We start from the raw sequence: 12,657 nt of genomic DNA on the forward strand, positions 1-12,657 counted from the left end.
CCTTCACCACCCCCCACGAAGAAGGAATCGTCATGAGCGAGCTGGTCTCCAACCGCATCCGTACCACGGCCGGCAAGCTTGGTCTTCCTCACCTGGCCGAAACGGTGAATGAGTACGCACAGCGAGCCGATGACGCCAAGATGGGCTATTGCGACTTCCTCGATCTGGTCCTGACCGAGGAACTGGTCATCCGCGACGACCGGCGCTTGAGTGAAGGGCTGCGGCTCTCGAAGCTGCCTCCTTCCAGCCCGACCCTCGACCCGCGCAACGCCACGACAGGTGGGTCTTCTGCGGTGGTCCGCTCGATGGCGGTTCGGTCGACGCCGCGTGCCACGATGGCCCGCTGGTGCGGGCTCGGTCATCTCGGTTGGTAGGAAAGGACGGGATCAGCCCACCCTCCGAGCCGACGGCTGAGCCCGAAGCGTGCCGGGAGCCATCGACGCCTCTGGACGTGTCGCTCGCTCACCGCTGACCATCGGGGACCTGACAGGTCTTCCACCCCCCACCAGGTCTTCACTACTTTGCTGCCATTCAACTTCAACAACGGCCAACGCGGCAGATGCAGTCCGACAAAGAACATCGATACGTCATCGCCGCACTTTGTCGTGTAGAAGTACTTCTCGGCGTCCGTATAGCTGGCGCCCAGCCCACACTCCAGGCCCATAGTCCCACCGAGCCACGCCAGGGCTAGCTTGCCGCCAACCGGGATCGATGGGACCAGCACAGGATTGAACCACTGTTCCCCGTTCAAGCCACGCGTGAGTGAGGTTCGTTCAGCCTGGGCAACAACGATGTTGGTAGCGGGGCCGGTCCCGACATTGACCAGCCACCACTTCGGCTCTCCTCCACCACCACCTTGCCCGCTCTCCCACATGAACTGAAGGACAGGCATGTGAGACCGGCGGCTGGATGTGTATGAAACGCCCAACGATCCCAGCGAGACAAGAACGGCCAAGATCGAAATTGAGAGTGCCAGCACTGTTGCTCCCCTGCGCGACAACGTTTCCACCGGACATACCCAGGTTGGTGGCTAAACCCTCTGGGTCATCCATGCCGATGCAGACGCGGACCCACCCCCTACGCGCTGCAGGGCTCTCAACCACACGCGGGTTTCACCCCGTTCACGCCCAGATATCCGCGAACCCGCGCGCTTTCAAGCCGGGCGATCGCCTACCACCACGTCTCGGACACCTACATCGCGCTGTTCACGCACTTCATTCCGTGCGGGGGAGACCGTCTACATCATCGAGGGCCTGCTGAAGAACACCAGCGAGGTGCAGCCGACCACCGTGCACGCGGATACCCAATACCCAAGGCCAGAACTTCCCTGTCTTTGCGCTCGCCCACCTGCTGGGCTTCGACTTGATGCCCAGGATCAGGAACTGGAAGGAGCTGACCTTCTACCGGCCCTCCAAACAGAGCGAGTACGTGCACATCGACGCCCTGTTCGGCGAGCCGGGCAAGCACGTCATCGATTTCGATCTGATCGAGTCCCAATGCCGTCACCTGGATGCGCGTGGCCGTCTCCGTACGCGAGGGCACCATCTCCTCCTCCACACTGCTCAAGCGCCTGCGCTCGGGGTCGAGGAAGAACGCCATCTACGCCGCCTTCCGCGAGGTCGGCCACGTGATCCGCAGCGTCCAACTCCTGCGCTACCTCTAGGACGCGCCGCTTCGCCGGCGGGTGACCGCGGCGACCAACAAGGTCGAGTCGTACAACCGGTTCTCGCAGTGGATCGGCTTCGTCAACCGCGGCGCCATTGCCGAAGACGACCCGATCGAGCAGGAGAAGGCGATGAAGTTCAACGCCCTGCTCACGAACGCGGTGATCTTCCACAACGCCCTGGACATTGCGGAAATCGGCCGCCAGCTGCTGGAAGAGGGATGGGAGATCGACCCGGAAGACCTGGCGCACATCTCGCCGTATCTGACCGAGCACATCAACCGGTTCGGCGAGTACAGCACCCACGGACTCGGGTATCCATGCCGACCGAGTAGGACAGCCACCGGCCTCGCTTCGCGAGCCAGGACACGAAGTCGTGGGTGCCGCGGGCGGAGTCCGTGCGGATGAGCGTCTGGCGCCCTCGCCGGTACTTCTTCGGTAGTTGGGCCAGGGAGAGTTGGGCAGTGGCGATGTGGTCGGCGGCCGTATTCGAGCCCGCGTTCCCCGGTCTGAGGAGAGAGCGGCGACCGGCTCTCCGGCTCCGCCCTGGCCGTGGTCGACGAAGGCCGCCAGGGGGTGATGGCCGTAGGTCTTCTTCCAAGTCGCGGCCGCGTCCTCCTTGTCGGAGTGCGCGATGACGAGGACGCCGTCCAGGTCGATCGTGACCTGTCCGTCGGCGTTCGGGGCATGCCTGCCAGCGACCGGACCGGCTGCGGACTTCGGAGCGTGCGGACCGGACGGCCTGCAGGGCTTCCTCGCCGGAGGCGGCGAGGGGGTCGATCAGGCGGGAGACGGTCGGGTCGGAGGCGACCGGGCCGAAGACGGCCGGCTCACACCGCAGCATGCGGGTGTCCGCGAGGCAGTCTCCGCCCGGTGCGACACCGCCAGAGCGAGGACCAGGAGGGCTTTGCCGGGATCGTGGACGGCCCGCGGTCTGCGCCACGGAGCGAGGGCCTGGGATATGGCCTGGTCAAGAACGGTCTTGCCGCCGTTTCGACGAGCAGGACCGAGCTGGCCTGAGAGACGACCTGGCGGCCGTCGTGCTGGACACGGACACGGGGGTACAACCCGATAGGGTGCTTCACCTGGGAAGTTCCTCTGGTTTCAGCGGGAACAAGGACCTCGACAATCCTCATTCTTGCTCTGCTTTCCTTGGCCACCTGTCGGACAGTCCGCTTCATGAAAGCGCGAGGCTAACGAGTTCTCAAGCGGGGGTTGGGATGGTCCAAGCTGCACCCCAGTCCACTGGTCAGACGAGTAAACGGGTTCAACCGGGACCGGGGGCGCGGAGCCTTCCGAGCAGTTTCGAGGCGGGACGCTCCGCTGTTACCTCGGTCGGCTGCTCACCTCACGTCGGGCACTACGTAGCATTGTTGGGTAGTACCCGAGAGTGAAGGCGCGAGGTGCCGCGTCAGACGATCATCTCGGAGGCTATGAACCCCGCGACGCCGGCCAGCACGACACCGAGCAGCAGGCCCGAGAGGACGCCAACTCCCTCATCTCCCGACAATTCGATCCTGGTTGGCCTGGCCGGGTCGTATCGAACGCTGACCTGACAGCCCACACCAGAGGCCAACCCCGGCGGATAGGGCTTGCCAGATGGGGACTTGACCTCGACCCGGTCTCCGTCTGGGGGAGTGAAGGCGACCACAGGGTAGAAGCGCGGAGCCCCGTCGGTGTCCTTGTCCTCATCGACACGGACTATCTCCCCCTCGATCCACCGTCCTCGCGAATTGAGGCAGTACTTCTCCCACGCCACTCCAAAAGAGGCCAGGGAGAACCCTCCGAACATGACTGCCCAGAACCACCCGAGGACATGTTTCCAGCTCATACTCGAAGGTTATGGCGATGGGTCACCGCGAGTCCAAGCAGGGCCCGGATCTGCACCGCACGGGCCTTGCGCGATGGCCCCGCGGCCGCCGTCCTTGACGTGGCATGGGATCCGGTGCGCTTCTTCACCTGGAAAGTGCCTCCGGCGGTGGCGGGAACAAGGTCTTCAGCAGTCTTTATTCTCGCTGGTCAGACGCACGTTCTGCTTAACTGATCACCAGCTGGACGTCCCACCTCGTGAAAGCGCGAGGCTAGGAGGTCATCTCATTTGGTGAGTCGGCGGTAGCAGATGAGGGTGCAGGCAATGCTGGTGAAGCCCAGGAATTGGTCAGCTTTGCGCTCGTAGCGGCGGTGGAGTCGGCGGCAGCCAGCGAGCCAGGCCATGCTGCGTTCGATTGTCCAGCGGTGGCGGCCGAGCCGCTGTGAGGGCTCCTGACCCTTGCGGGCGATGCGGTGCCGGATGCCTCGCCCGCCCAGCCATTGGCGCAGATGGCCGTAGTCGTAACCCTTGTCGCCGTGGAGTTTCCCCGGCTCGCGCCGTCTTGGTCCTCTGCGGGAACGGACCGGCGGCATGCCCTTGATCAGAGGGATCAGGGCTTGGCTGTCGTGCAGGTTGGCGCCTGAAATACCCACGGACAGGGGCAGACCGGTCCTCTCGGTGACCAGGGTGGATCTTCGATCCGTACTTGCCCCGGTCAACAGGATTCGGACCTGTCAGGTCCCCCTTTTCAGAGCCCGCATGTTCACCGAGTCGATCGCGCAGCGGGACCAGTCCAACTCGCCGCGCGAACCGAGTTCGTCGAGCACCAAGCGGTGGAGCTTTGCCCATACCCGGGCCTTGCTCCACTAGGAAAACCGCCGGTGAGCCGTTGCCCCGGATGGCCCGAAGGAGGCAGACGGCAACTGCTGCCAAGTACAGCCCGACGTCGCGACGAACACGATCGCGGCCAGCACCTCCCGGTCACCATGCCGGCGGCGGCCACCGCCCTGCGGACGTGTTGGCACCTCCGGCACCACCCGCTGGAACAACTCCCACAACTCATCCGGCACCAGCCGTTCAACAATCCCCACTCCTGCAGGCTATCGAAACAAGCCAAATGAGATGACCTCTAAAGGCAAGCCCGACCGGCCGTCCGCTCGATGCCCGAGCAAGAGAGAAGTGCCGGACTGTTCACGATCCACGTGCCGCCGACCGGCACTCGGGGCAGCCTCGTCCGCGTGTGGTCCGGACCATGGGAGTGGCCTCCCATTCGTGGCCCCTCGCCGTGCAGCGCCACCGGCAGCTGCGCTTTGATCCGTACCGAACGTCGGCCGCTGTGGCTTCCAGATCGTCTAGCACGGCAACCAACTCGGACGCGATCTGCGGGTACCGGTCCGCGATCGACCCGCCGGTGGGCGGACGCTGCCGGCCCTTCCTGCTCGACGCTGGCACACACTCGGGGCATCCCGATCCGTTCGGTTTCGTCCGCGACAAAGCCGTCGTCTCCCACTCGTGTCCCCGAGCGCAGCGCCAACGGCAGCGATCATTCGAGCCTGGCCTCATCTCGGCCGGAGCAGTCCCCCCGGGTTGGTGATGTTGGCGAAGAACTCGGCCGCTACCTGGGGACGACGTTCCAGGAGCGATCCGCCTGGAACAGGCTGGCGCCGCGCCTGCCGTGTCTTCTCCCGACCACACTCAGGGCACCCGGCTTTGGCGCTCCCCGTGCGGCTGTTCGGGGTAGCCTCCCATTCACCGTGCCCTACCACGCAGCGCCAGCGGCACCGCCGCTTGGAACCGGGGCGAAGGTCTGCGGCGGTCGCCTGGGAGTCATCGAGAACCGCAACCAGTTCGGCCGCGATCCGCGGATGCAGGTCGAGGAGCGACTCGCCGCAGCGGGGGGTTCTGTTCCGTTCGCCGGTTGCGTCCAAGTAGCAGCGCTGGCAGCCAGCGCCTGCGGCGCGCACGCGTTGGGCTACGGTCGCCTCCCACTCGTGCCCCTGGGCGCAGCGCCATTGGCAGCGGTCGCCCGAGCCGGCCCTGACGTTTTCGGGGCTGTACTGCGGATTGGTGAGGTTCGTGACGAATTCTTTGGTGATCGTGGGGTGGAGGTCAGCCAGAGACTGTCCGGGCTTGGGGCGCGCTCGCTGGCGAATGCGTTCGCTCTGCCGTCCGCGCGTACACTCGGGGCAGCCGGTGCCCTGCGTCCGGTTCAGGATGCTCGTGCCCCACTCGTGTCCACAGGTCGCGCAGATCCACTGGCAGCGGTCTGAGGACCCAGGTGCAAGCCAGACCAGGTCCAGTCCCGGATGGGTCAAGTTGGTGACGAACTCACCAGCCAGGTGCGGAGCAGCATCCAGGACGTTCGGTTTCGGACCAGCGGTGACCGAGTCGGCCCAGGCGCGGGCGGCCTCACCGACGACCTCGGCGGCCTGCTCGGCGGTCAGTTCCTGCCAGGGCCTGCCCGCTTCTTGGAGTAGCGGGACCAGTGCCTGTGCCCAGGTCCAGGGTGCAGGCCCTCTTACCAGGAGGCTGGGGGCGGCGATCTCGGGGATCGTGTCGGAGCGCAGGCGGATGACCCGATGGCCGGCCTCTGCCAGCAGTTCGCTCTTGCGCTGGTCCCGCGTGGCGCTGGCGGGTGTGTGGTGCCAGCGGGCCGGATCAAGTTCGACCAGCAGCCTGATCTCCGGCAGCGAGAGGTCGACCCGCAGGGCCCGGGCCTGGCCCGGCACGTCGATGCGTACGTCCTTGTCGACGCGCAGTCCAGAGGCCGCCGCGATCAGGGCGGCGATCTCGTACTCAAACCTCGACCGCCCATGCGCGCTGAGCACGAGACCGCGGGCAGGCGAACGGGTCCGCTCGTACACCACTGCCTCCCACTCTCGGCCGGTGGCGTCACGCCACCGGCAGCGGTCCTTCGAGCCGGGCCGGATCTTCTCCGGGGTGCGCCCCGGCCGGGTGAGATTCGTGACGAACTCCTCGGCGACCTCCGGGTGCAGGTCGGCCAGAGAGCCACCCTCAGGAGGTGTCGTCCGCAACTGCGTGGCCAGGCAGACCGCCAGCTGCTGCCCACACACAGGGCAGCCAGTGGCCTTCTTCTTGGTGCGGGCGGACAGCTTGGCTTCCCACTCATGGCCGCAGCTTGGTGTCGCACACCGCCACAGGCACCTGTCCCCGGTGGCCGGCCGCATGTCGGCCAGGCCTCGCTCGGGCCGCGTGAGGTTGGCGACGAATTCCTCGGCCAGGTGAGGATGGAGGTCGGCAACGGACTCGCCGGGTCGTGGGCTACGTACCTTCTGGCCGGCGATCTTGCGGGCGCACTTGGGGCATCCACTGCCCTTTACCCGTACAGACACGCGGGTTGACCACTCGTGCTGGCAATCCGAGTGCGGGCACCGCCAGAGGCACACGTCGTCGAGTCCGGGCGGCATCATGGCCAGCGAGCGTCCGGGGTGGGTCAGATTCTCGATGAGCTCTTCCACCAGGTCGGGTCGCAGTTGCGCCACGGTAGTCCCGGCCGGCACGCCCATCCGGCGCCACCAGTCGTTCATCCACCGACATGTGGGGCACCCGCCGCCGCGGCGCGCGCGGTACGAGACCATCGCGTGCCACTCATGACCGTACGCAGTGCAGCGCCACCGGCATCGGTCCGCCGACCCCGGGTGCAGCTGCTCCAGTGTGCGGCCCGGCTTGGTCGTGCTCGCCACAAACTCGGCGCGCAGAAAAGCAGGAGGCCAGAGCTCGGCCGATATGTCACTGGAAGCGCTGACTTCACCCGCCGGAAGGTGTTGACCGGACCCCAGCCCGAGCGCCGATACGGCGAACAAGGTTCCGAGCTCATCTACGGACACAGAGGCACACCCTTCCACCGCACAGCGCTACCAGCCGACGGCGTTGATGACAGAACTCAGCTCTATCACCCGCCACTGACAGGCGATCGACTCGGAGAACGGGGCGCCATACGCGTATCCGACAGCCCGGTCGCGCGGTCTCGGTCGTAGCCGATCGCACAGGTCCACTCCTCGTAGCGGCACACGCCGTCGCGGCTCCTGGGCGAAACGCTCGACGGTGGCGAACGAATCGCTCTTCACGGCGTCGGCGTACAGGTCGAGGAGCAGAGCGTGAAAACCGTAGGAGGGCGGGCTCTGATCACCTGTGCTGATCGGCGAGTGAGCCCGGGGCGATGGACGGGCAGCCGATGCGTGTAGGGCCGCGTGGTCGTCGGGTCCGGGCAGTTGTTCCGGGCGGGCCTCGTCGTACACGGCGCGCGCCACGGGCGCGAGGTCGCCACGGCCGGGGCAGGCGACTCCCGGGGCGAGGATCACGACAGTCGCAGGCGCGGCAGCACCGTTCCCCCGCTGCAGCTCCTGTTATTCAGCGGCTGGACTTCGACTTCGGGGCGGTCACATAGCGGGCAACAACGTCGTTGGCCGTGAGGTGATTCGCAGAGAGGTGCTGGGAGACCGCGGTGGCGTCCATCCAGCTGTCTCACTCGGCCAGCGCGGTGATCGTGGCGCGCACGGCCTCACGCAGGGCGGTCAGCTTCGGGCCGGTCACGATCCGGCACCCGGGAGGCGCCGTCGCGTTGCGCCCCAGAGTGTTGACCGGGTGCAGTAGCACCGGCGTCGCGATGCACGATGCATCATAGGTGTCGGTGAACCAGTTCATCGAGTGCGCGAGCTGCTCGAGGGCAGCGGTTTGTTCTTCGGTGGGCGCAAAAGGCATGACTGTGTCTCCGGAGAGCCGTAACGGCACGCCTCACGGGCGGGCGCGGAAGAGTCCTGCAGCAAGACAGGTTCAGGAGAACAACGTGCCAACGGACACGCCCACGGACCCCGCGCGCGCCGCCGCATTACCTCCTCACGGTGACCGGAGGAGATCAGTCACTCGAATACGTCACAGACGTGCGGGTGCGGATTCCTTCGAGTGGGCCTTCAGACCACCCGATCAGCGCTCGGATCCCGGCCGTTCGTGGTCCGCACACAGAGGGTCCAGGAAGGTCGCCGACCCAAACCCGGCGCTGCCCTGGAAGGTCGCCGACCCAAACCAGGCTCATGGGATGGCGTATCACCAAAGACAGGCCGATGACAGCAGGGCCCGCAATCCGGAGATCACGGCGGTCCACACCACCTCACGGCACCACGTGGCGATTAGGGCACTGAAGACACGGTCAGGCAACCTCGAACCACAGATCGACGTCACCCTCGTCTCGCCCTGCTACCAAGCCCCGGAAGGCACCGACCTCTCCCGTACCTGACAGAAGCCACCCGCGACAAGATCGATGACGTTCCCCAACGACACACACGACCTCGCCCCAGTCCATCGGGAGCGCTGCCGTCGAAGCCGGAGGCGGCGGTCAGCAGACCGTCTCGGGCGCGGGGATCGCGCAGCGCCGCTCGAAGGAGGACTGGCGTGCGTGCTTGTTCGTGGTCGCGGGACTGAGCCAGCGGGCGTCGTCCTAGGCAGGTGCGGCTTCCCCGAGTCCCGGGGGGGTGCGGAGGAGGGCATGGGCCGGCCAGGAAGAGACCGGCACCTCTCCCCGGGCCGGGCGGGGCCTGGCCAGGACGGTCGTAGATGGCTGCAGCGGTTGGCGAACGCGACGCTGGACGCGCGGAGGACGGGTGTGCCGTCGGCCGGGCTGCGGCCGGCTTCGGGATGCTGTACCGGCTGGGCCTTACCGAGGCACATCGAGCCCGGTGGTGGGGGTGGCAGCGATCACGCCCACCGCATTCATGTTCAATGTCACGAGCCAACTCGGCGCAAAGGATCTGACAACGGGAGGACACATGAGAAGTCTTGGGCGCGCGCTGATCACGGTTCCCGCGGCGATACTCATCACCGCGGGAACGGCGACTGTGGCAGCGGCCGCGAACGGCACCCCGAGTGGCGCGCCTCCGGCGAGTGCAGTGTGTGTATCGACGTCCGGCGCAAAGGCGTGTTTCGTCGCGAATGGGGACCAGGTCTACGTCAAGGACACGAAGGCGAACGGCGACTCCGTCGCAGGCACACTCAAGTCAAGGCTTCCAGCGAAGTGGGGCCGCGAGTGCTTCAACAACCGTGGCGCCGCCGCTGGCTGGGTGAAGTGCAGCTTCGACGTGCCGGAACACCAACACGCCGATCTCTGGGCCGTGAACAAGCCCTTCATCGGCAGTCAGGCGTCCACTGAGGTCTACACCAGCCCCATTATCTGAGTCGCGCCCGGCCGACTGGCCGGGACGGAAAGACCGGCCCGGCCAGCGGCCGGAGAGCAGCCAGCCCGCGACGGTCGGCGGCGCCCCTACTCGTCCGGCCGCGTTCCCGCTGAAGACTGCTGATAAGGGCGAGTTCGACCAGGATGGCACGGGCCTCAGTCAGGCGGCACGACCTGGGCGAACTACATCCCCTGTCGCCGAGAGCACAACCCACTCACGACGTCGTGATACTCGATGCCGTTAGTAGGACAGCGAACGGCCGGTAGTTTCTGGGGATGCGTTCTCTCGGCCAACACGGTCCTGAACGGCCAAGGAGCACAATGCAAATCCCCGCTACCCTGCCCCCAGCGAGGCGCAGATCAACGTCAAAGGGGCAGACCCGTCGTGGTACCCGCCAGTCCCGCGTGCGCTGGCCCGCGACTATCCCGAGATCCATGACAAGGTCTGGATGACTGCCGTCAGCGAGAACGCCACGGACACCGTCGAGCGGTACTCACTGGAGAAGCAGCAGTGAGATCGAGCAGCCCTGCTGTCCGCCCCGCCGTAGGCGGCTGCTTTCGGAGCCTGGACGCGTTCGCGGAACGGTCACGGTGACCGTTCCGCGAACACCTCGCTGACGCGCCGCGTGACGACGGGGTGGATCGCGGAATGCGTCAGAGGCGCCTGTCTGGGCTAGTTGATACGCTCACGTCATCCCCATGCTTATGTGAGAGGTCAGTCACCCCGTGTCCATGCTCCCACCCCTCGCCGGCCCGGAAGCACAAGCCCGGCAGACGTTGAAGTCCCGGCGAAGACTGCTCATATACCTCGTAGTGCTCGCTGCAACCTTGGGGGGCGCGTTCACCGTCAAGAGCGTGATGAAGGACGATACCGAAGAGCTTGAGGCAGGTGACTGCTTCCGCAACAACGGCACCAAGGAGAAGCCGGAAACAGAACGGCTCTCCTGCTCCGATTCCGGCGCCGAATACAAAGTGATCAAGGTCGTGGACGGGTTCACTTCACTCGTGTGCTCAGACGTGAAGGGCACGACCGGTACCCTGTCGCAGCACGGCTTGGCCACGGGTGACGAGTCTTTCGTGATCTGCTTTCGCGACAATGTTTGAGCTTGATCTTTAACGTCCGGTGTCACTGGACGTGTGTGATTCTTGGTCGGAGCACATGTTCAGACGAAAAGGCGCCCTGGGCCGCCGCTCTGTTTGTGCGGGAGCGGTGGAAGCGGCCGTCGTGCTGATGATTCTGCGCCAGGATGAAGTCGTGGATGACATCGTGTGCCGCCCTGCCCAGCCCCATGAGTTGGCTGCCGTAGCTGAGTTGCGGTGGCAGTGGGTGCAGGAGCTCTACGGAACCCCCGACACCATGCTGGACGGCTTCGTCCCCCGGTTCGTGGCATGGGCCCAAGAGGCCGAGTCCTCGCATCGGTGCATGGTGGCGGTCCGTGACGAGGTGGTGATCGGCATGGCCTGGCTGGCGATCACGCAGCGTGTGCCGCATCCACGCACGTTCGAGCGGATGTCGGGTGACGTGCAGTGCACGTACGTCGTTCCCGAGGAGCGCGACCGCGGCCTGGGCGGCGAGCTGATCGAGACGGTCTTGGCGTGGGCGAGGGACCTCGGCCTTGAGCGGGTGACCGTTCACTCCAGCGACCGGGCGGTTTCGGCGTACTCCCGTCTTGGGTTCGAGGCCTCTCCGCGCCTGCTCCAGGTCGAGGTTGGGCAGGGTCGCGCGGGGTGAGTCTTCTGACCGGTGGCCAGCGTGAGTCGCTGGCCGTGTTGTCGCAGTTCCGGGCGGACTTCTATGCGTGTCTCACGGGACGCTCGGACGCGTTGTTCGAGCTGACGGAGCACTCCTCTGCACGGAGGGCCCGGTCAAAACACTGGTGGATCTCGCGCTCGCGCCAGAACACCGCCGGGGTCACGGAGCTCTGTATGGCGGGCTCAACCAGGGGGGATCGACTTCGGCCGGCTTCGCCGGGCCCTGGCCGGCCTGCCGTTGCCGAGAGCGGCGGATGGCAGGCTGGTCCTGGCTGTTGACGTATCGCCCTGGCTGAGGCCGGACGCCGCGACCTGCCCGGACCGTTCCTTCTGCCATACCTACGGCCAGGGCCAGAACGAGCACCGGATGACCTCTGGCTGGCCGTACTCGGTCGTGGCCGCGCTGGAGACCGGCCGCACCTCCTGGACCGCCGTGCTGGATGCCATCCGGCTGGAGCCGGGCGCCGATCTCACGGCCGTAATCACCACCCAAATCCGTGAGGTCATCGAGCGTCTCATCGCCGCTGGTCAGTGGCGGGAAGGTGCCCCGGAGATCCTGGTCGTCGTGGACTGCGGACACAGACGCACCTCGCATCGCTCACCTCCTGTCCCGCCTGCCGGTACAGATCCTCGGACGGCTCCGGTCCGACCGGGTCACGCGACGGCCGACACCACCACGCATCTACGACCCGAAAGACGGCCGCCCGCCCAAGCACGGGGGCGAGTTCGTCTTCGGCGAACCCTCCACGCGGGGCACCGACAGGCCGTGAGGACCACGGCCACCCGGCTCTACGGAAGAGCCACCGCGCAAGCCTGGGACCGGCTCCATCCCCGGCTCACCCGCCGTGCAGCCTGGCTCGACCACGAAGGGCCACTGCCCATCATCGAGGGCACCGTCATCCGCTTGACCGTCGAGAAACTGCCCTCGGGAGGAATCAACACGCCGGTCTGGCTCTGGTGGTCGCGAACCCCAGCCACGGCTCAGGACATCGACCGCTGCTGGCAGTCCTTCCTACGGCGCTTCGACATCGAGCAGACGTTTCGCCTGTACAAGCAGACCCTGGGATGGACCAAGCCTCGCCTCCGCGACTCCGCCGCGGCAGACCGCTGGACCTGGCTCGTGATCACCGCCCACACTCAGCTCCGTCTCAAGCGCCCGTTCAATGCAGACGGGGGCAACGATCAGCCGACGCACAGCGAGCAGGAGAAGATGCAGGCCTATGAAAAGTCCGCAAGCTGAAGGCG

The 12,657-nt window shown here is 66.2% G+C and carries 6 protein-coding genes and 5 pseudogenes; 6 read left to right on the forward strand and 5 right to left on the reverse strand.

Going from position 1 to position 12,657, the window contains the following annotated elements; all coding sequences use genetic code 11:
- Positions 1-32: 32 nt before the first annotated feature.
- Both HC362_RS35125 and HC362_RS33980 read left to right on the forward strand, forming a co-directional pair.
- Positions 33-239: pseudogene (locus HC362_RS35125) on the forward strand (ATP-binding protein); the annotation flags it as partial.
- Between the two features lie 1,271 nt (positions 240-1,510).
- Positions 1,511-2,071, forward strand: a pseudogene (locus tag HC362_RS33980) (Tn3 family transposase).
- Here the strand turns inward: HC362_RS33980 and HC362_RS33985 are convergent.
- The 5 genes and pseudogenes from HC362_RS33985 to HC362_RS34005 form a co-directional block, all read right to left on the reverse strand.
- Positions 1,983-2,748: pseudogene (locus HC362_RS33985) on the reverse strand (transposase); the annotation flags it as partial. The pseudogenes HC362_RS33980 and HC362_RS33985 overlap by 89 nt on opposite strands.
- A 326-nt stretch (positions 2,749-3,074) precedes the next feature.
- Positions 3,075-3,494, reverse strand: coding sequence for a DUF3592 domain-containing protein (locus HC362_RS33990; RefSeq protein ID WP_243088173.1), 420 nt, complete (start codon positions 3,492-3,494; stop codon positions 3,075-3,077).
- Positions 3,495-3,757: 263 nt separating this feature from the next.
- A pseudogene (locus tag HC362_RS33995) lies at positions 3,758-4,558 on the reverse strand (IS5 family transposase).
- 474 nt (positions 4,559-5,032) lie between these two features.
- Complete coding sequence (locus HC362_RS34000) at positions 5,033-7,021, reverse strand: zinc-ribbon domain-containing protein (RefSeq protein WP_243088174.1); 1,989 nt, start codon at positions 7,019-7,021, stop codon at positions 5,033-5,035.
- Between the two features lie 937 nt (positions 7,022-7,958).
- Positions 7,959-8,195 carry a hypothetical protein gene (locus HC362_RS34005; protein ID WP_243088175.1) on the reverse strand — a complete coding sequence of 79 codons (237 nt, stop codon included), beginning with the start codon at positions 8,193-8,195 and terminating at the stop codon, positions 7,959-7,961.
- A 980-nt stretch (positions 8,196-9,175) separates the two neighbouring features.
- Between HC362_RS34005 and HC362_RS34010 the strand changes: the two genes are divergently transcribed.
- The 4 genes and pseudogenes from HC362_RS34010 to HC362_RS34025 all read left to right on the forward strand — a co-directional run.
- Entirely contained in the window at positions 9,176-9,661 is a 486-nt protein-coding gene (locus HC362_RS34010) for a hypothetical protein (RefSeq protein ID WP_243088176.1), read from the forward strand.
- Between the two features lie 854 nt (positions 9,662-10,515).
- A complete protein-coding gene (locus HC362_RS34015) occupies positions 10,516-10,764 on the forward strand; it encodes a hypothetical protein (protein ID WP_243088177.1) in 249 nt (82 codons plus the stop codon).
- 127 nt (positions 10,765-10,891) lie between these two features.
- Positions 10,892-11,392, forward strand: a complete 501-nt coding sequence (locus HC362_RS34020) for a GNAT family N-acetyltransferase (protein WP_243088931.1) — start codon at positions 10,892-10,894, stop codon at positions 11,390-11,392.
- Positions 11,389-12,583: pseudogene (locus tag HC362_RS34025) on the forward strand (NF041680 family putative transposase); the annotation flags it as partial. The gene HC362_RS34020 and the pseudogene HC362_RS34025, both read left to right, overlap by 4 nt.
- Between the last annotated feature and the right edge of the window lie 74 nt (positions 12,584-12,657).

The organism is Streptomyces sp. 891-h (genome assembly GCF_022760275.1).
Classification (GTDB): Bacteria; Actinomycetota; Actinomycetes; order Streptomycetales; family Streptomycetaceae; genus Streptomyces; species Streptomyces spirodelae.